The sequence below is a fragment of the Niallia sp. M35 genome (genome assembly GCF_050971705.1).
Taxonomy (GTDB): Bacteria; Bacillota; Bacilli; order Bacillales; family Cytobacillaceae; genus Niallia; species Niallia circulans_A.
This window is the reverse complement of the sequence record NZ_JBPCEP010000006.1, coordinates 1-20409: the sequence shown is the minus strand read 5'-3', so window position 1 is coordinate 20409 and position 20409 is coordinate 1. Positions and strand designations below refer to the sequence as shown.

Below are 20409 nucleotides of genomic sequence, written 5' to 3'. Positions count from 1 at the left end.
AGAAAGGAGTATGAAAATGCAATATATTAATGGGGAATGGCGTCATTCTGCTTCAGGAAAAACTTATTCTGTCTATAATCCGGCAACTGCAAAGGTTATTGAAGAAGTGGCAAGAGGAGGAAAGGAAGACGGGCATCTAGCAATTGATGCAGCCCAAAATGCACTGCCTTTATGGGCGAAAAAAACTGCAAAGGAACGATCTATTTATTTAAAAACAGTAGCTGATAAACTGCGCGAACAAATCGAAGATCTCGCAGCAATTATTACAACTGAAATGGGAAAGCCAGTTGCAGAGGCTAAGGGGGAAGTAAATTTAGCAGCAGATTATTTGGAATGGTATGCGGAAGAAGGAAAACGTATCTATGGCGATACCATTCCTGCTAGTTCAGAAACAAAGCGAATTATTGTGCTAAGACAGCCAGTAGGAGTAGTCGGAGCAATTACTCCATGGAATTTTCCAATCGCCATGCTTGCTAGAAAAATTGCTCCAGCGCTTGCAGCAGGATGTACAGTTGTCCTAAAGCCAGCGGAAGCCACTCCTTTAACAGCAATAGAAGTAATGAAGATATTTCATGAAGTAGGACTACCAAAAGGTGTGTTAAATTTAGTTCATGGCGATGCGGCTCCAATCGGAGATGCGATGATGGAAAGACAAGAAGTTAGAAAAATCACTTTTACAGGTTCAACAAAAGTAGGGAAAGAGCTTGCAGCAAAAGCATCTGCTACAATGAAGAAGATCTCGATGGAACTTGGGGGCCATGCTCCTTTTATCATCTTTGCGGATGCAGATTTAGAAAAAGCAGCTGAAGGCGTAATTGCAAGTAAGTTTCGCAATGCAGGACAAACCTGTATATGCACGAATAGGATTTATGTTCAGAAAACAATTGCAGAACGCTTTTCTGATATTCTAGTAACAAAAATGAAAAATTTGGTTGTTGGAAACGGCCTACATCCTGAAGTAACCATTGGGCCACTTATAAACGAAGCAGCTGTTGCCAAAACGGAAGAGCATATTCAAGATGCTATCCAAAAAGGCGCTAAAGTCATCTATGGAGGAAAAAAACCAGCTGGCGAAGAATATGACAATGGCCATTTCTATGAACCAACAGTTTTATTACATGCTACTCATGAGATGAAAATTGCGACGGAAGAAACATTTGGACCAGTGGCGCCAATTTTTGAATTTGAAACAGAGGAAGAAGCCTTATATTTGGCTAATGATACTTCCTATGGATTAGCAGCATATTTTTATACAAAAGACATCTCTCGTGTATTTAGAATGTCAGAAGGCCTTGAATATGGCATAATTGGGATTAATGATCCGGTACCAACCACTGAACAAGCACCATTTGGCGGAGTAAAAGAATCAGGAGTCGGCCGCGAAGGTGGAAAGTATGGATTAGAAGATTATTTAGAGTATAAATTTCTTTCATTGGAATTAGATATCTAAACTTTTCTAAAAAATAGAGTTAGAATTTCTGACAAAATAGAAGAATGTTGTACAAAGATATGATATGATCCAATAAACAGAATATTCTATATTCTATATTTTATATAGATAGATTTGTTTTGCTTGTGTGCGGCGAGCTTTTGATAGGTTATAGAATGGCTTATTCGTTCTGCTATCTTTAGTGGGGGTGATAATTATATTAGTCGATCAGCTACCAAGGACTCTCGGAGAATTGAAGCAAAGCATCATGAAGGAAAACAATCTTGTCAATCAATTGATTTTTAAGGTTGGGCTAACTGAACAGCAGATTAGTTTAATCGATAATAAAATTATCATTATTGCTAAGCATAAGCGTATTCCTGTACTGGAAATTATAGAAAGTTCAAGTGATAACCTAGCGGAGATCATTGATCGTCTATTAATTGATAAATACAAGGAAATGCTTTTACGCAATTTAGAAGAAAAACTGCATTTCAAGGTGCAGCTAATATTAAAGGATTATGACTCCATGAGAGAGATTAGTGGAACAATTATTATGTTAGACAAGAAAATTGAATCTTATTTGGCTGGTTAAATGAACTCTTTGGAAGAGAGCAGGAAAACCGTCAGAATTAGACTGAGATACAACACTCAGGAAATTCTGGCGGTTTTTTTTATTAATAGAAATATTTTATGAAATGAGGGAGTTTTAGGGTGTATAAACTAGAAGTTCGCCATACGAATAAGATCTTTAAAAAAGAAGGAAAAGAAGTAGTAGCGTTGAGGGATGCCAATTTGAAAATCCAAGAAGGCAAGTTTATCAGCTTAATTGGACCGAGTGGTTGTGGAAAATCGACGTTATTTAATATCATCGCAGGCCTAATGAAGCCTACTACTGGGGAGGTAATCCTCGATGGCAAGAACATTGTTGGCAAGAATGGATATGTGGGCTATATGCTTCAAAAAGATTTGCTTCTACCTTGGAGAAGTATTTTGCAAAATGTCATATTAGGACTAGAAATAAAGGGTGTGAGTAAGAAAGAAGCTGTGGCAAGAGCTAAACCACTTCTTCAAAAATACGGATTAGGGGGATTTGAACATCATTATCCAGATGAATTATCTGGTGGGATGAGACAAAGAGCAGCATTATTACGCACCTTGTTATATGACCAAGATATTATTTTACTCGATGAGCCATTTGGTGCTTTAGATGCCCAGACACGATTATTGATGCAAACTTGGCTGTTAGATATTTGGGCTGATTTTAAGAAAACCATTTTGTTTGTAACCCATGATATTGATGAAGCTATTTATTTATCAGATGAAATTTATGTCCTATCCCCAAGACCAGGACGATTAAAGGAAAAGGTAGACGTATCATTAGCAAGGCCACGCAATCAAGATACATTATTGCATCCGGATTTCATTGCTTTGAAAAAATATTTATTTGCACTATTAAAGGAAGAAGTAGTATTAGCTAAATAAGATTCTTGAAAAGAGGAGGAACATAGATGAGAGATAATTCAGAGCAAATTATTTTGCCGCACAAAGTAAAAATGCAAGAGGTAGATACATTGCCGATTATAGAGGATGAGGAATTAAAGGAAAGAAGAAAGAAGCGAATAACGCTAATTGGGCAAGTTTTAATTGGTATTCTTTTCTTTATTTTATGGGAACTATTCACAAAGTGGAAAATAATCGATTCTTATTATTGGAGCAGTCCGACGATTATTTGGGAAACAGGCATTATTGCTTTTACGGAAGGAACTTTATGGAGTGATCTTCTATACACTTCAGGTGCGACTATAATCGGCTTTCTTTTTGGCACATTTTTTGGTGCATTGCTTGGATTGTCCTTTTGGTGGTCCTATTTTTATTCCAGAATCGCAGAGCCATATTTAATTGCTTTTAACGCTATCCCTAAACTTGCATTAGCTCCGGTTTTAGTTATTCTTTTTGGGATTGGCTTCAGCTCAAAAGTTGTTCTGGCATTTATGATGACTGTGATTGTAACTGCTATTGCTGCACATAGTGGCGTGAAAAGTGTAGATGCTGATTTAGAAAGAATGCTTTTTTCCCTTGGCGCAAAAAAACATCATATTTTTACAAAAGTCGTTATTCCCTCTGCTATGCCGTGGATTGTCAGCAGTTTGAAAATTAATATTGCCTTAGCCTTAGCGGGAACAATCGTAGGAGAATTTATTAGTTCGCGACAAGGGATTGGCAGAATGATTTTGTACGCAGGACAAATTATGAATATAAATTTAGTATGGGTAGGAGTTGTTGTTTTATCCATATTATCAGTGTTGATGTATATAGGGACTGTTTGGCTGGAAAAGCGCTTATTAAGAGGAAAAGGATTGAGAGAGTAGTTCTATCCAGTTTAGATAAAGCAGCAAATAGGGGGAAAGTTTACATGAAAAAAAATCGCTACTTTCATTTTGGAATTTATTTAATACTACTTTTAATTATTTTTAGCGGATGTTCCTCAACAAAAGGCACAAGTAGTAAAAAAGAGTCTGAGAATGGAACAAAGAAGCTTGTTATTGCTGAACCAGTTCATTTAATTGGCTATCTGCCTTTATATGCAGCGATTCGGGAAGGCTTTTTTGAAGAAGAGGGACTAGAGGTTGAAATAATTACAGCAACAGGCGGTGCCCATGTTACTTCGGTAGTTAGCGGGGATGCATGGGGAAATATTGGTGGTCCAGAATCGAATCAAATGGCTAACACAGGAAATGCTGATCCTATTGTTTCTGTAGTAAATGTTGTAAATCGAGCCAATGTATACTTAATGGCGGATACAGAGCAAACAATAGCCAATACTAGTAAGGAGAAACTTGCTGATTATTTAAAAGGAAAAACCATTGCAGCAGGTCGCTTTGGCGGAAGTCCCAATTTATTAACGCGGTGGTTATTAATGGATGTCGGTTTAGATCCTGAAAAAGATGTCAAACTAGAAGAACCTGCAGATGCAAGTGCTGTCGTTTCATTAGTTGAATCGGGTCAAGCTGATATAGCGAATGGTGCAGAACCACAGATTACCGAAGGAATAAATAAAGGAGTTTGGGCAGAACCCTTTTATAGCTTTGCCAGTCTTGGTGACTACCCATATTCGGTATTAAGCGTGAAAAAATCAACAATAGAAGAAGAGCCAGAGACAGTAAAAAGCTTTGTCAGTGCAGTTATGAAAGGACTTAAGACGATTGATGAGGATCATGAATTGGCGATGGAAATTTTAAAACAAGAATTCCCTTCGACTGCGGAGGAAAGCTTGCAGGCTTCGCTTGATCGGGCTTATGCAGACAGTCTTTGGAGTAAGGATGGCTTTATTTCCGAAGAGGCACTTGCAAAACCAATGGAAGTTGTCGAAAAAACTGGAGTTTATACAAATGGCTATCAATACGATAAGCTAATTGACATGCAATTTGTGGATGAGCTTTCTAAATAACATGGATCATTTTGATGGGAATGCAAAAGGATACAGGAAGGTATAAATTTAACACGAAAGGATGAGGCTGATGAATCAACTAGAATGGAATCCCAAACATACTGCATTACTAATTGTTGATGTTCAAAATGATTATTGTCATAAAGAAGGAAGCTTAGCTCAGCAGGATTTAGATGTATCTATGGTAGATGAAATGATGCCAAATCTAAAAGACATGATCGCTTCGATGAAAGATATAAATGTGCCGATTATTTATATACAAACAATTCATGAGGACAGCACAGATTCAGAAACGTGGATTAAGCGACTAAAGGGAAAAAATCAGAAGGGGCTTTGCCGAAAGGATACATGGGGAGCAGAATTTTATCAATTGGAACCAGAGAAGAATGATGTTATCGTAATAAAACATAGATATAGTGCATTTATTAATACAAGATTGGATTCTGTTCTGAGAGCATTAAAAATTGAGACGCTGTTAATGGCAGGTGTTAGCACAAATATATGTGTGGAATCAACAGCAAGAGATGGTTTTATGCTGGATTATGATGTTATTTTCTTATCAGATTGTACGGCAGCCTTCTCAAAAGAGGCACATGAGATGACCTTGCAAACCATTAACCAGTTTTTTGGTACAGTTGCCACCAGTAAAGAAGTGGTTAAATCTATTCATGCTCTTCAGTAGAAAGAGAATAGCTTGATTGGAGGAAACGGGGGAGAAGTTTATAATACTCTCATTCCTCCTCTTTCGATTTGAATGCATAGCATAAAGGATGATTTAAATGACAAAAAATAAGCTGAGTTTTTTAGAAGTAAGAAAAGAAGCATCAGCCTCGAGCCAAAAATTCCAATCCATACTTTTACTGCTATCTGTTTGTACGGGTGCTTTTTTGTCCCACTTTTCTGCTGGATTTGTCAATATTGCCTTAACCGATATATCCATTGATTTTTCGGCAAAGCTTTCTGTTACCCAATGGATTGTCAATGGCTATCTATTGGCGATTATGTTGTTTTTACCGTTGATGGGGAAACTAGCAGATCAGTTTGGAAAGAAGCGTATACATAATCTTGGCTATTTAGTTTTTGCGGCGGGAGCATGTGGATCCGCCCTGTCTTTCAATATTCCTATGTTGATTATTGCTAGAGTAATCCAAGGTAGTGGGGCAGCAATGCTTCAAGCAGTTAATATGGCAATTGTGACAGATGTTTATCCTGAGAAACATCGAGGAAAAGCCCTTGGGATTATCAGTACATCTGTCGGAATCGGAGCATTATTAGGTCCCTCTGTTGGTGGATTTTTTATCGAATCCTTTTCTTGGCATATCTTATTTTGGACTGTTGTTCCAATAAGTATTGGAGCCTATTTTTTAGCACAGAAATTTGTTCCAATTGACCGCCATTTTGAACATTCTAGCTTTGATTACAAAGGCAGTATCTATTTTGGGATAGGGATTGTTTCCTTTGTTTTTGTTCTCAACTCGATTGGCGAGGGAGCTTATAAGATCTATTTATTAGGGATTGCCTGTGTTAGTGTTGCCTGTTTTCTTTTCTTTTTCTTCCATAGTAAGAAGGAGGAGCACCCGTTTATCCAACCGTCGATTTTCTCTTCCCCCATTGTGAAAGCCGGTGGATTAATCTTAATGACAAGCTATTGTGCAGCATTTGCTTCGACTGTTATATTACCTTTTTATTTACGAGGTGTTTTAGGCTTTTCTGCTGAGCAGTCAGGACTTTTATTAATGTGTTATCCATTGCTTCTGGCAGTACTTGGTCCTATTAGTGGATCGTTAGCAGACCGGTTTGGGGGAGAAAAGGTAGTCCTAGTTGGTTTAGGGCTTTTATGTATAACGATGCTTGGGCTGAGCTTCCTATCTCCTGGGACATCCTTACCTACATTAATCATATTGCTTTGTTTATTGGGGTTCTCGATGGGGATCTTAACATCGCCCAATTACAGCATAATGATGCTATATGTTCCCTTACAATTCTTAGGAATGATGAGCAGTACTATTGCCTTGCTAAGAAATATTGGAATGGTAATCGGGACAGCGCTAGCGATTACTTTTATGAATATGTGGTTAGATGGAACGATTACTGATTGGATGAATGATACAAGACGCTCGGAATTTGAGGCAGTCATGTTAGGCTTTCACTATTTATTTCTGCTTTTATTTGTTCTTCTGGTATTAATTGCTATTTATTTTGTTTATTCTGTCTGGAGAAAAAAGAAGGAGGAGTGAGGAGTGGAAGAAGGATGAAAAATTAATATTTATAGGGAATACTCGATGAAATGAATGGTGATTTTGGCTAAAAGTAGCGAGAAATTAGTCAAATACACCGGGGAATCAGGGGAAATAGGAGGGAATCAGCTAACCGGGGCGAGAAATCAGCCAAAGTAGAAAAATATCAGCCAACCGGAGCAGGAAATCAGCCAAAGTAAGAAAATATCAGCCAACCGGAGCAGGAAATCAGCCAAAGTAAGAAAATATCAGCCAACCGGAGCGAGAAATCAGCCAAAGTAGAAAAATATCAGCCAACCGGGGCAGGAAATCAGCCAAAGTAAAAAAATATCAGCCAACCGGGACAGGAAATCAGCCAAAGTAGAAAAATATCAGCCAACCGGAGCAGGAAATCAGCCAAAGTAAGAAAATATCAGCTAACCGGAGCGAGAAATCAGCCAAAGTAAGAAAATATCAGCCGATCGGGGCAGGAAATCAGCCAAAGTAAAAAAATATCAGCCAACTGGGGCAGGAAATCAGCCAAAGTAAGAAAAATATCAGCCAACCGGGGCAGGAAATCAGCCAAAGTAGAAAAATATCAGCCAACTGGGGCAAGGAATCAGCCAAAGTAGAAAAATATCAGCCAACCGGAGCGAGAAATCAGCCAAAGTAAGAAAATATCAGCCAACCGGAGCAGGAAATCAGCCAAAGTAAGAAAATATCAGCCAACTGGGGCAGGAAATCAGCCAAAGTAGAAAAATATCAGCCAACCGGGGCAGGAAATCAGCCAAAGTAAAAAAATATCAGCCAACCGGAGCAGGAAATCAGCCAAAGTAAAAAAATATCAGCCAACTGGGGCAGGAAATCAGCCAAAGTAAAAAAATATCAGCCAACCGGGACAGGAAATCAGCCAAACCACAAATCATTATTCCATTCCCCTCAAAAAAACACCCGAAAAGTAATTTTTACGCTAACTTTTCGGGTCTTCTTGCTTCAAAAAAATTTAGTTTTCACTATTAAACTGAGACACAATTTTCATTAATTCATCTGCCATGCTGGATAAGGATTTAGCAGAAGCTTTAATTTCTTCCATCGATGCTGATTGTTCTTCTGTAGAAGCGGCAACTTCTTCTGTACTATTTCCATTTTCTTTAGCAAGAAGGGTAATTTCATTTGCAACCCCAACCACATCTTTAATCTGTATTGTGATGGTAGCAACTGTTTGGGCAACCTCTTCTATTTCTGGGGCCACCTTTTGAGTGTTGGACACAATGGTCGAGAAGGATTCAACCGTATTTGTTGAAATAGTTACTCCGTTCTTCGCTCGATCCATTGTCTCATTTAACATGGTGACTGCGTCGGATGTATCCTGCTGAATTCCATGTAAAGATTGGGAAATATCTTGTGCGGAAGCTTGAGACTGCTCCGCTAATTTACGAACTTCATCGGCTACAATGGCAAAGCCTTTGCCGTTTTCTCCTGCTCTAGCCGCCTCAATAGCCGCGTTTAATGCTAATAAATTTGTTTGCTCGGCAATATTACTTATTAACTCAATCATTTTTCCTATTTCTTGTGATCGGTCAGCTAAAGAAGCAATAATCGTATTGGAACGTTGTACAGAGTCATAAATGAATTTCATTTGTGTTAAATTATCTTCGATTTGTTTTGTGCCCTTTTCTGCATTTGTAAAGGCAGCTTGTGATAAGGCAGACACATGCAAAGAACGATCCTTAATCGCCTCTACTCCGGTTAAAATTGAATCTAAGGCAAGCGTATTGCCAGATATTTTAACAATTGCATGTTCATTGCTAGCAGCAATTGCCTGAATAGAGGAAGCAATTGCTGCAGACGCATTGCTTGATTGTTCTGCACTTTCATTTAATTGCTCTGCAGATGCTGCTACCAGATTTGAGCTTTCTGTCATGTTAACAATCATTTTTGCTAAATTCTCTTTCATTTGTTCAAAAGCTTCATTTAATTGATAAATTTCATCTCTGGATTTTATTGGGGATTTTGCTGTGTGTAAGTTCCCTTTTGCGACTTTTTTGCATATTTGTTTTTAAATACTGAATTGGTTTCATAATAAGAGCTGATTGAAGGAAACCCATTACGATAGATAGCAACGTAACTAATACACTAAAAATAAGTACCAGCATCATTCTTTGTTCAGAATCTGTATGAGCTCTTTCAACCTCTGGATTCAAAATATCATGGGTCAGCCAAATATTAAAAGCTTCCGTTTGATCAGATAAGCTGTCAGATAATGTCGTAATCTCATCTAAAGCAGATGGAGAAGGGTTATTACTATTCATCAATGCATTCGCCTTATGAGTAAGTTCTTTGTTTAAAGTCTGTATATCCTTTAATCGCTTTACTGTTTCTGCCTCAGTAGAGATTTCTATCCCAGTGTTAACAAGCGTATCAATATTTGTGCTTGCGCCATTTACTCTATTTTTATAGGCATCAGTTCTATAAACAAAATAACCCCTTAAGTTTGAAATTTCTCTAGCTGCATTTGTCTGTATTTGTTCAGAAATAGAGCGTAATTCTGTTACGGTTTCAATTACATAATCATAAGTTTCTACTGTTTCTTTTGTACTTTTATAAGAATAATAGGACAGAATCATAAATAAAATAGAAACAATCAGAAAGCTTGCTAATAATTTATACCTGATGGAAATTTTCATACTGTTCGCCTTCCTTTTTTAATGTAAATAATCCTCATATATCAAAATTAAAAGATACCTTGAATATTATCGACGGAAATTTGCTTATTTTTAGTAGAAAATTCAAAAGTCGGAATAAAAAGAAAAGAGGTAATTATTTGAATTAATGGTTTTGTTGCTTCTATCAATAACTGTAGGAATGATTTAGGAAGAAGAGGGGTATACAGTAATATCAATTGACAAAGAGGTGTGCATCCATGGGGAATCCAGATATTACAATGTATTATTTCGAACAGAATAGATATATACCCAATCATCCTTATCTCCCAGCACTTCATTATAAAAGGGCAATGGAGAATAAGGAAGACGAAATGGAAAAGGTCTTTCAGCAAAATAATTGGAAAAATACCTGGTCAGGAGGAGTATTCTCCTATCATCATTATCACAGCAATGCCCATGAAGTTCTGGGGATAAAAACAGGCTCTGCTTTATTACAAATAGGCGGAGAAGGTGGATCCAAGCTTATTGTAAAGAGTGGTGATGTCTTATTGCTTCCTGCAGGAACTGGTCATAAGAAATTATCTGCCTCTCCAGAATTTGAAGTGATCGGTGCATATCCAAATGGGGAAGATTATAATATAAAAACAGATGTAGAGAAAGACTTAGATGGTGTACAGGAAGAGATTGAAAGTGCATTTTTTCCAGCTGCTGATCCAGTCTATGGAGAAAACGGCCCGCTGTCAAAGATGTGGAGACAAAAATGATGTGCGTGAAATGGATCTAGGAATCTTATTGGGATAGGAACTACGACCTAATTGGTGAAGAGTGTTCCACAAGAATGGTTTTGAAAAAATCTTTACTTATATACATATTTTAGGTAATGTAAAGATATATGGTTAATTAATTTAAAGGTGGGAGAACAGCGACAATGGCTTATAAAGAGATCGTAGAAAAGTGGACAAGTTTTGCAGGATTAGAAGCGAACTTAAAAACGCAACTAACAGAATTACAAACATCTGATAAGTTGCTGGAGGACAGTTTTTATAAACATTTAGAATTTGGTACAGGCGGTATGCGTGGAGAACTAGGACCTGGTATTAATCGCATGAATATTTATACTGTTCGTAAAGCAGCAGAAGGATTAGGGAAATACATAGTAGAGCAAGGAGAAGAAGCGATGAAGCGCGGGGTAGCTGTAGCGTATGATTCTCGTCATCAATCTCCAGAATTTGCCCTAGAAGTTGCGAAAGTAGTAGGTAAGCTTGGAGTTAAATCCTATGTGTTTGAAGAGCTTCGTCCTACACCTGCATTATCTTTTGCTGTACGCTATTTAAATACATTTGCGGGAGTAGTGATTACCGCTAGTCACAATCCTCCTGAGTATAATGGCTTTAAAGCATACGGAGAAGACGGTGGACAACTTCCTCCTGAGGCTGCAGATATCATTATTAAATATGTAAATGAAGTCGAAGATGAGCTTACAATTGAAGTTTTAGAGGAAAAAGAGTTACTAGAAAAAGGTTTATTAACATATATTGGTGCAGAAGTAGATGCTGCCTATGTAGAACAACTAAAAACAATCCAATTAAATCGTTTGCCAGAAGCAAAGGATTTAAAAATTGTTTATACTCCATTACATGGTACTGGAAACAAGCCAGTCCGTGCTGGTTTAGAAGCGTTTGGATTTGAAAATGTAACAGTTGTGAAAGAACAAGAATTACCTGATGCTAACTTTTCTACCGTAAAATCACCTAATCCAGAAGAGCATGCAGCTTTTGAAATTGCGATTCGTTACGGCAAAGAAATCGATGCTGACGTTCTCCTTGCTACAGATCCAGATGCAGATCGACTAGGGGTTGCAGTGAAGGATACAAGTGGCGAATACACAGTTCTTACCGGAAATCAATTAGGTGCATTAATGCTTGAATACTTATTGTCTGAGAAAAAAGCAAAAGGAATGCTTCCAGAAAATGGCGTTGTCATTAAAACAATCGTTACCTCTGAAATCGGCCGCACGATTGCAAAATCTTATGGCATTCCAACTATTGATACTTTGACAGGGTTCAAGTTTATTGGAGAGAAAATTAAAGAGTTTGAACAAACACATGAGCATACATTCCTTTTCGGTTATGAAGAGAGCTATGGCTATTTAATCGGTGATTTCGTGCGCGATAAAGATGCTGTTCAATCTGCTATTTTTGCTGCAGAGGTTGCTGCTTATTATAAAGCAAAAGGATTAACGCTTCATGAAGGTTTACTAGAAATCTTTAAAAAGTATGGCTTCTACCAAGAAGGTTTAGAATCATTAACATTAAAAGGAAAAGATGGAGCAGAGCAAATTGCATATATTATGGATACTTTCCGTAAAGCTCCTATCAAAGAGGTTAAGGGCTTAAACGTTGTAGCAGTGGAAGACTATTTAACAAGTAAGCGTTCAGAAGGTCTAACAGAAACATTGATTGATTTACCAAAATCTAATGTAATTAAATATTATTTAGAAGATGGTTCATGGTTCTGCCTTCGTCCATCTGGAACAGAGCCAAAAGCGAAATTCTATTTTAGCGTAAATAGTTCTTCTTTAGAAGAAAGCACAAGTAAGCTAGAAGCACTGAAGCTAGGCGTAATGGAGCAAGTGAATGCAGTAATCGACGGATATAATAAATAAATTACCAAAACTCCTGCAAGATTGTTTGGGAAAAGCGAAGTGATATTCTTTTTCTAGACATTCGATGAAGGAGTTTTTTTATTGATAAAAATAAAAAAAGCAAAACTTTAAATTTGAACGTTATATCTGCTCCAAAACTTAAAAATCGCTTAGGCGAAATCTTCGTTTTCTTTATGCAAACACGCTCAAAACTGGAATTTTCGGCATTTTCCCTCTGCTCTAATTTATAGTATGATTTTACTAATTTAAGAGAGAAGGGAGGGAGAAGATGATCAATCAAGTTACTTTAGTAGGAAGGCTAACGAAAGATCCAGAACTGCGAGTAACACAAGAAGGAACTTCTATTGTCCATGTGACTGTTGCAGTAAATAGAAACTACAAGAATCAAGCTGGTGATTATGATGCAGATTTTGTGCAATGTACCTTTTGGAATAAGGTAGCGGAAAATACAGCTCAGTATTGTCATAAAGGCTCTCTAGTTGGAGTCGTTGGCCGAATACAGACAAGAAACTATGAAAATCAAGAGCGGAAAAAGGTCTATGTAACAGAAGTTATTGCTGAATCCGTACGTTTCTTGGACCCTAAAAAACTAGAACAAACCATTCCTTAAAGGAGGAAAACAAGGTGAATAATGTACCAGATTTAATGGTTACATTAATTAAAATGCAGGCAAAGACTAATGAAAAATTAGAACAATGTAATGTAAGAATAAAACAGCTAGAACATATTATTCAGATGGAAACTATCACTCGAACTTCCCCAACATCTTAAGACTTTCACCATATACACTACTCACACAAAAATTATCTTTCCGTTTCAAAGCTCTTTCTTTGAAACACCATCCTTTATTAGAAAAAATCAATACACACTTCGATTCTATTCCCCATTATTTAGTGTCCAATGTGACACTTTTTTTGTTTGCAGGTGAAGTGAAATAGAAAAGATACCTTAATAGATTAACTATTAAGGTTGAAACGCTACCATATTTTAAAATATTCTAACAATTTATTCGTTGCTATTTTCTAGTATTGTTAACATTGCACGAACTTCTTCTTGTGTTAAGCCCTGCTTTTTTGCCTCCGAGATAAGCGATAACCATTCACTATCCAAATTGCTTTCAGTTTGAATTTCGGTGGGAAACAAATTAATCATGATAATTAACCTCCTTATAGAATATAAGGTGGCCCAGCCATCATAGTAAAAAAATCTACCTTAGACCCGAAGCTTTGCGTCCCACCCTTTCAGATGGTTTGCCTTTATCTGTTAATTGTACAATAAAATTTTATCACTATTATCCAAAAGTTAATAACATTTTCATATGAAATCTTTCGACATATTCCAACATTTGTGTAGTGAATATTTCTTAATAAAGAGAAAAGTTTTACAAATTAGAAGTGCTGCTTTGTAGAGGGATTGTTAGCTTGAATTGTTTCTAGTAGACAATTTTTATATAATAGAAAAGGGCTTTTTTAAAAAATTTCTCATTAGGGGATACAAAATGGATAAGAAATGGCTAGGAAATTTAAAAGTAAATGTTATAAGCTCAAAAGAAGCTATTACGTATATAAAGGAAAAACTAGACAAAAGAATAGCAACGGATGTTTTTTTTCTAAATGACCATGGATATAATATTGCCCAAAAGGACACAGAATATCGGGAAATGCTGAATAATGCTGATTTATTGTTAAATGATGGAATTGGTATTGAAATGGGAGCAAAGCTTTTCGGCTTTTCTTTTAAGGAGAATTTAAATGGTACAGATTTTATTCCGGCTTTATTTGCATCATTAAATGAAGAGAAGCGTAATCAACCATATCGAGTGTTTCTTTTGGGAGCTAAACCAGGTGTTGCCCAAAAGGCACAAGAGCGGCTGCAGCAAACATATCAAAATATTTTATTTGTAGGTAATCAGGATGGTTATTTCCCGAAAGAGAATACGGAAAATATAATTAGTCAGATTAATGAAAGTAAAGCAGATATCCTTTTAGTAGGATTTGGAATGCCGTTACAGGAACAATGGATTAATGAATATCGTTCAAAGCTAGAGAGTACGATTACGATGGCAGTAGGTGCTTTTATTGATTTTTCTTCCGGTGAAGTGACAAGAGCTCCTAAAATCTTTCGCGACCTCCGGCTTGAGTGGCTATATCGAATGGGAAAAGAACCGAGAAGATTATGGAAACGCAATGTCGTTGGACATGCCTCCTTTTTCTACTCTATTTATAAACAAAGAAAAATAAACTGAAAAATGCCTGATAAGGAAAAATCCTTATCAGGCATTTTCTTATTCATTTGCTGTGTGTTTCTTTCTTCGAATAAATATTACCGTTCCAATTACTAGCAGACCTAAACCGATTAAAATAATGTTATAAGAGTCAGTGGCAGTATTAGGAAGTGCTGCTATTCCATTCCCTTTGTTAGGAGTGGTTGAGGGTTCTGCTGCTTGTTTAGAACCCTGATTGTTGGAACCATCTGATCCAGGTTGATTCTCTCCATTATCATTAGATGTTGGAGGCGTTTCTGAATCCGTTTCTCCAGGAGTAGAAGGTACCTCTGGTTCTGTAGGGTGAGGCGGCTTTGCTTGCCCCGCATCTACTAATAAAACAGTTCCGCCGTCTTCTCTAGAAGGAATGGTTAGCGTAATTTTATTTTCACTAATAGAATATGTTTTACCAGAATATAAGTCTACTGCTTCTTTCATAAATGGAACCTCAAAGGTTGCGTCTGTCGCTGTTTCCTTCGTATTGAGAGCAACAAAAATTTGTTGATTTGTGTATTCGCGTTTAAAGACAGAATAACCTTCCGCGTCACTACCTGCTAGGTGAGTACGAGTCCCTTTGGAAAATATGCTGGAGTATTTTTTTCTAACATTTAATAGTTTTGTATAATGCTCCAGAACATCGTTGTTTTTCGTTAGATTCCAATCCATGTCATAGCGGTTATCATAGTAGGGATAATTATTTGCCCCTGACAGACCCAGCTCTTCTCCATAGTAAATGACAGGTTGACCTTTAGTCGTAATTTGCAATGCAGCTGCAAGCTTAAGCTTGCCAATATCACCATCTACAGATTCTAAAAAGCCATCTTCATCGTGACTACCTAGAAATTGCCCTAATGTGCCTGTGTTTGAAAGCTTATTGTTTCTCTCTTCTAACGCACTTTGGACACGCTCTATATGACCATTGGCAAAGTCACGTGCTAAATTCTTAAAATCAAAATCTAATAAGGAGTCCATCATCCCGCTATTTAAATAGCCTTGGTCATCATTCACTTGAGCTCCCCATGCTTCTCCAATTAATTTAAAGGTTGGCAAAACTTTTGTTAATTCATTTTTAAAGCTTGACCATGTTGTATTTTCAACGTGTTTTACGGTATCCACGCGGAAGTAATCAATGGTATTTCCTTTCGCTGTCTTTGATTTTTCAATCCAGCTAGTTTGCCAATCTACAATTTGCTTCCTTACATCTGGATCCTCCGTTAAGAAATCAGGCAGTCCTGATAGCTCGCCTTGTACAGTATCTGTGCCGCCATCACGGAACATTCCAGCAAAACGATTTCTATCTTCAGCAGTAGGGAAGTTGGCGATTTTTCCATCATTTACGGCATCACTTGCTTTTAACCCATAGCCCGCATGATTTACGACAACGTCCACCATAATTTTTATTCCACGTTCATGGGCTGCATCAATTAGTTCATGGAAATCCTCCATTGTTCCAAAATGAGGATTCAATTTTTCAAAATTACTAGCCCAATATCCATGATATGCATAATAAGGAGTATCTGGGTTTTCATAGCGAACATCATACTGGATATTTTCTACTATCGGATTAATCCATATTGTATTGATTCCTAGATTTTCGAGATAATCTAGCTTTTTCGTAATTCCTTTAAAGTCTCCACCATGATAGGTCCCAGGTTTACTTGGATCATAGCCAATGCCATATGGATCATTATTCGCTGAATTTCCATCGAAGAATCGGTCTGTTAGCATAAAGTAAATTCTTGCTTCATCCCAGTCAAAATCATCTTTTTCCACTGATTGTCTTGCTTTAACCGTGATTTTTGCTTGATCGGTATGAGTGTTGCCATACAGATCAGTGATGTAAACGGGAATTTCTTTCGCCCCTGTAGTGGTATTTTGGTCAATGGCGATGGTAAGCTCCTTTAATTTTGGATCAATTGCTACTTTTTCTTTTCCGCCAATAGCGCGTAAATCAGCATATACTTCACGGATAGCTGTATTTTTGTTTGTTTGCCAATCAACGGAAAGGACGGCATTATCGTTATAAGTCACTTCTTTTGGAGTGATATCTGTAAGCAAGTCAAAATCTGCTTTTTCATAGACAAGCATAGATGCTCCATTTTCCGTATTATATGGATCAGTTACTTCTGTTTCGATGCCATCGATTGTTACAAAGAAAGAATAAGGATGCTTTCCTTCAGGGATATTTTCTATTGTATAGGAAAAACGCTCATTTTTTGCTTCATTCGTCATGTTATAACGTTTTCCATTAAATTGAAGTTCTACTTTTTCTATTTTATTCATTTCGTTTTTTGCATATAAATCTTTGTCTCTGTAGTAGAAGGTAGCATTTCCGTTTTCTAAAACGGGTCCAGTGACTTCAGGCACAATATATAGCTCCTCTTGACCACTTGTAACATAAACTTTTGTGATTAAATCTGATGTATTTAGAGGAATGTAACGATCGCCATTTCCTTCTTTAATAGCTGTATCCCAATTTTCGCCTTTTCGTAAAATAAATCCAACGCTTTGGGCGGCTTCGCTTACATTAATTGCTGCAGTCGCCATTCCATGAAGGTTGCGATCAAAATCAATTTGGTCATCTTTTACACCAGTTCCCCATACCCAGATATTCCAGTCTTTATAATCCAAATCAGGACGATCATACATAAATTGAATATGGCGCCTTACATAATCCCCTCCTTTTAAATCTTTTATCGCTTTAATAGCATCATCTTGTGCGTAGAAAACAGTTTCTACTCCTTCAATTATCCATGCTTCTGCAGCTTGTTTGCCATCAGCTATTTTAATAGAGTTCTGTATATCTTGCGCTTCCCAATTTCCTTTGCGAGGAATAATCGTTATTTCATTTTCTGGAAAAGAATAGTTCCCACTTGTAAACGTATAATTATTTGGCACTTCCTCTGTAAATGGAAAGCCATTATCAGGAATCCCACTGTTAAAAATCCATAAATCCCATTTCGTATAGTCTTCATCTAGACGATAATAGTTAATAGTGTACGAATACATATTGCCAACAATATCAATTTTCTTTTCTACCTTTTCCCCATCCTTTTCAGCAAGCAGGATAAAGGATTCATTAGTTTTTGCATTGTCTTGTATGGTTAGTCGGCCATCAACAATGTCGATCCCTTCTACTTTCTCTTTCACTGACCAAGTCAGCTCTGTTTCTTTTTGTGTAGTGCCATCTTTATTAACTAGCGTCGCTTCTAATGGATAGGATTTCCTTTTTTCAACCTTCCCCGGTATAGAATCAAGATTTAAGCCGGGAACAACGAAGCGACTATTGCCATCTTCCATAGTCTCATTGGCTGGATCTGTTATCCATTCATTATCAACAATAAACTTATATTGATAGACGCCGGCTGCTAGATTTGAAATAGAAAGGGACCAGCGATTATCTGTGTCCTTTTTCATGCTTAATGCTCCATTTTGCCAGTCAGTAAAGTTTCCTGCTACTTTCACTTCCTGTGCAGATGCATTGTCATAGGAGAATTGTACAGACTTATCAGCATTGACGATAGGAGAATCTAGTAAATTATCTGCTTTTGCCTTTTTACTTGGAAGATAACCTCCAAAGCTTGTGAAAATAAGAAGAAAAATTAAACATAGTGCGAGATAAGGATGTTTTTTCGTTTTCAAAAAACATTCTCCTTTCCATTTTTTTATGAGAACAGAAAGACTTCTGTTACTACCTATGTACTGCAAAGAAAACGATTGCCCTAATGAGATAAAGGTGATGTATTAAGAAAATGAGTTCATGATGGGGTATTCGTGAAAACGTTTGCGTAAAATAGCAAAATAAGATGTTGTTGTTAGAATGATAGATAGGAAAACTTGAAAGCGGTTTCTTTATTTGGGTCTATTTAAAGATACTATGATTTTGTCTATTTGACAATAGTCTATTCCTTTTTTAGTGTCAATTTACGATTAATATCTTACAGTAAAAAAATTTACAAATAATGTGATAAAATAGAAGGGAGGATAAACTGTTATTAAAGGAGAATTATCTATGATATTAGTAGTAGGTGGGGCTGGCTATATTGGCAGTCATTTGGTTAAAGAATTAGTAGAGAAAGAAGAAGTGATCGTATTAGATAATCTTGCAACAGGTCACGAGGAAGCAGTAGATTCCCGTGCTATTTTTGTAAAAGGAGATCTAGGAAATGCAGACGATTTAGAAGCGATTTTTTCTAAATATCCAATTAAAGCAGTTATGCATTTTGCAGCATATAGTCTAGTTGGAGAATCTGTTCAAGATCCATATAAATATTATGAGAATAATGTAGCCAATACATTAATGTTATTAAATGTTATGTTAAAACATAATGTGAAAAACTTTATTTTCTCTTCAACGGCGGCTACATATGGAATTCCAAAAGAAGAAATAATTGTAGAAACATCAGAAACAGCACCTATTAATCCTTATGGTAAATCAAAATTAATGGTAGAGCAAATTTTAGCTGATTTTCATGCTGCATATGGTCTTCATTATGTGGTTTTACGCTATTTCAATGCTGCTGGTGCTCATGTATCTGGTGAAATCGGGGAAAATCATGATCCAGAAACACACTTAATTCCTATTATTCTTCAGCAATTATTAGGAGAGAGAGAGTCTATTTCTGTCTTTGGCACAGATTATCCGACTGAGGATGGGACATGCATTCGTGATTACATCCATGTGACAGATTTAGCAAATGCTCACATAGCTGCATTAGACGCTCTATTAAATGGAACAAAAGAAGCAGAAACTTACAATCTAGGCAATGGAGTAGGCTATTCCGTCAAACAAGTAATTGAAATGTGTGAAAAGGTTACTGGCACAAAGGCAAATGTGATTTTAGGTGACAGAAGATCAGGCGACCCTGCAAGATTAGTTGCTTCCTCGGAGAAAATATTCAGCGAACTAGGCTGGAAAGCAGAAAGAGGCTTAGAGACAATTATTGAAAGTGCATGGAAATGGCACAATAAATAATAGATAGAAGGCGAAGGAATCCAAACAGTTTCTTCGCTTTTTTTCTAGCATAATGATGTTTATTTTTTAACGGAAAAGGAGTTATAAAATGTTTAATATAAATAAGGTTCATCATATAGCGATTATTTGCAGCAATTACGAAGTATCAAAACATTTTTATGTGGAACTTTTAGGTTTTAAGCCTATAAATGAAGTATACAGAGAAGAAAGAGATTCTTATAAGCTAGACCTTTTAGTAAACAATATCTATCAAATCGAACTATTTTCCTTTCCTAATCCAAGAGAAAGACCAAGTTATCCTGAGGCTGCCGGCTTACGTCATATTGCCTTTGAAGTGAATAATATAGAAGAAACTGTACAGTATTTACAATCGAATAATATTACAGTTGAAGATATTCGGATCGATCCTTTTACGAACAAAAAGTTTACTTTTTTTGCTGATCCTGATGGGTTACCAATTGAATTATATGAGGCTTAATTAGAATGTGCTTTCCCCTTATATTGAGAAAGGGTACAAACAGTTTGTAAAATAAATTGCTTATCCTGAGAACTTAGTAATCTCCAGCTACCAGCTTTTATTTTCATATTTATCATCCTTTCTACTCTTTTTCTTATAGTTTATATATACCGCGTTTGTATTTATTGAAAACACTAAATTATCAACAAATGTTGACAAGTATTTCCCGAGAAATGTCGGCTTATAAAGAAGTGGCAGATTAACAATTGTTAATCAGGCCCCGGGGT

At 36.7% G+C, this 20409-nt stretch carries 18 protein-coding genes and 1 riboswitch; of the genes, 14 read left to right on the top strand and 4 right to left on the bottom strand.

Features of this window, described 5'->3' with window-relative positions:
• Positions 1–16 precede the first annotated feature (16 nt).
• The 7 genes from NiCM35_RS09235 (at position 17) to NiCM35_RS09205 (ending at position 7117) form a co-directional block, all read left to right on the top strand.
• Positions 17–1450, top strand: a complete 1434-nt coding sequence (locus NiCM35_RS09235) for an NAD-dependent succinate-semialdehyde dehydrogenase (protein ID WP_123258266.1) — start codon at positions 17–19, stop codon at positions 1448–1450.
• A 232-nt stretch (positions 1451–1682) separates the two neighbouring features.
• Positions 1683–2024, top strand: a complete 342-nt coding sequence (locus NiCM35_RS09230; RefSeq protein WP_141232339.1) for a Na-translocating system protein MpsC family protein — start codon at positions 1683–1685, stop codon at positions 2022–2024.
• A gap of 119 nt (positions 2025–2143) precedes the next feature.
• On the top strand, positions 2144–2914 hold the full coding sequence (locus tag NiCM35_RS09225; protein WP_095329929.1) for an ABC transporter ATP-binding protein: 771 nt from the start codon (positions 2144–2146) through the stop codon (positions 2912–2914).
• A gap of 71 nt (positions 2915–2985) precedes the next feature.
• Complete coding sequence (locus tag NiCM35_RS09220; protein ID WP_433779416.1) at positions 2986–3801, top strand: ABC transporter permease; 816 nt, start codon at positions 2986–2988, stop codon at positions 3799–3801.
• Positions 3802–3845: 44 nt separating this feature from the next.
• Positions 3846–4880 carry an ABC transporter substrate-binding protein gene (locus NiCM35_RS09215; RefSeq protein ID WP_123258264.1) on the top strand — a complete coding sequence of 345 codons (1035 nt, stop codon included), beginning with the start codon at positions 3846–3848 and terminating at the stop codon, positions 4878–4880.
• A 70-nt stretch (positions 4881–4950) separates the two neighbouring features.
• Positions 4951–5562 carry a cysteine hydrolase family protein gene (locus NiCM35_RS09210; protein WP_095329931.1) on the top strand — a complete coding sequence of 204 codons (612 nt, stop codon included), beginning with the start codon at positions 4951–4953 and terminating at the stop codon, positions 5560–5562.
• A gap of 97 nt (positions 5563–5659) precedes the next feature.
• Positions 5660–7117, top strand: a complete 1458-nt coding sequence (locus NiCM35_RS09205; protein WP_123260545.1) for an MFS transporter — start codon at positions 5660–5662, stop codon at positions 7115–7117.
• 982 nt (positions 7118–8099) lie between these two features.
• Here NiCM35_RS09205 and NiCM35_RS09200 read toward each other — a convergent pair.
• Together NiCM35_RS09200 and NiCM35_RS09195 are read right to left on the bottom strand one after the other, a co-directional pair.
• Positions 8100–9101 (bottom strand): methyl-accepting chemotaxis protein, encoded by a 1002-nt coding sequence (locus NiCM35_RS09200; RefSeq protein WP_433779414.1) that lies wholly within the window; start codon positions 9099–9101, stop codon positions 8100–8102.
• Positions 9085–9783, bottom strand: a complete 699-nt coding sequence (locus NiCM35_RS09195) for a CHASE3 domain-containing protein (protein ID WP_433779281.1) — start codon at positions 9781–9783, stop codon at positions 9085–9087. Before NiCM35_RS09195 ends, NiCM35_RS09200 begins: the two co-directional genes overlap by 17 nt.
• Positions 9784–10019: 236 nt before the next feature.
• On the opposite strand from NiCM35_RS09195, the gene NiCM35_RS09190 reads away from it, so the two are divergent.
• From NiCM35_RS09190 to NiCM35_RS09175, 4 genes are all read left to right on the top strand, one after another.
• Complete coding sequence (locus NiCM35_RS09190; protein ID WP_095329935.1) at positions 10020–10526, top strand: cupin domain-containing protein; 507 nt, start codon at positions 10020–10022, stop codon at positions 10524–10526.
• Positions 10527–10690: 164 nt separating this feature from the next.
• The gene (locus NiCM35_RS09185; RefSeq protein ID WP_123258261.1) at positions 10691–12427 is read left to right on the top strand and encodes a phospho-sugar mutase; all 1737 of its coding nucleotides are present in this window, start codon (positions 10691–10693) and stop codon (positions 12425–12427) included.
• Between the two features lie 268 nt (positions 12428–12695).
• Positions 12696–13037 carry a single-stranded DNA-binding protein gene (locus NiCM35_RS09180; RefSeq protein ID WP_095329937.1) on the top strand — a complete coding sequence of 114 codons (342 nt, stop codon included), beginning with the start codon at positions 12696–12698 and terminating at the stop codon, positions 13035–13037.
• Positions 13038–13051: 14 nt separating this feature from the next.
• Complete coding sequence (locus NiCM35_RS09175; protein WP_164463704.1) at positions 13052–13198, top strand: hypothetical protein; 147 nt, start codon at positions 13052–13054, stop codon at positions 13196–13198.
• A 234-nt stretch (positions 13199–13432) separates the two neighbouring features.
• On the opposite strand, the gene NiCM35_RS09170 is transcribed toward NiCM35_RS09175, so the two are convergent.
• The gene (locus NiCM35_RS09170) at positions 13433–13579 is read right to left on the bottom strand and encodes an anti-repressor SinI family protein (protein WP_095329938.1); all 147 of its coding nucleotides are present in this window, start codon (positions 13577–13579) and stop codon (positions 13433–13435) included.
• Positions 13580–13603: 24 nt separating this feature from the next.
• A riboswitch (cyclic di-GMP riboswitch) is annotated at positions 13604–13692 on the bottom strand.
• A gap of 233 nt (positions 13693–13925) precedes the next feature.
• On the opposite strand from NiCM35_RS09170, the gene NiCM35_RS09165 reads away from it, so the two are divergent.
• On the top strand, positions 13926–14672 hold the full coding sequence (locus tag NiCM35_RS09165; protein ID WP_123260548.1) for a WecB/TagA/CpsF family glycosyltransferase: 747 nt from the start codon (positions 13926–13928) through the stop codon (positions 14670–14672).
• A 39-nt stretch (positions 14673–14711) separates the two neighbouring features.
• On the opposite strand, the gene NiCM35_RS09160 is transcribed toward NiCM35_RS09165, so the two are convergent.
• Entirely contained in the window at positions 14712–18332 is a 3621-nt protein-coding gene (locus tag NiCM35_RS09160; RefSeq protein WP_433779278.1) for an alpha-amylase family glycosyl hydrolase, read from the bottom strand.
• Positions 18333–18702: 370 nt separating this feature from the next.
• On the opposite strand from NiCM35_RS09160, the gene galE reads away from it, so the two are divergent.
• A complete protein-coding gene (galE, locus tag NiCM35_RS09155; protein ID WP_303984307.1) occupies positions 18703–19665 on the top strand; it encodes a UDP-glucose 4-epimerase GalE in 963 nt (320 codons plus the stop codon).
• Positions 19666–19753: 88 nt separating this feature from the next.
• Positions 19754–20143 (top strand): SMU1112c/YaeR family gloxylase I-like metalloprotein, encoded by a 390-nt coding sequence (gene gloA2 / locus NiCM35_RS09150; RefSeq protein WP_095329942.1) that lies wholly within the window; start codon positions 19754–19756, stop codon positions 20141–20143.
• The last annotated feature ends 266 nt before the right edge of the window (positions 20144–20409 follow it).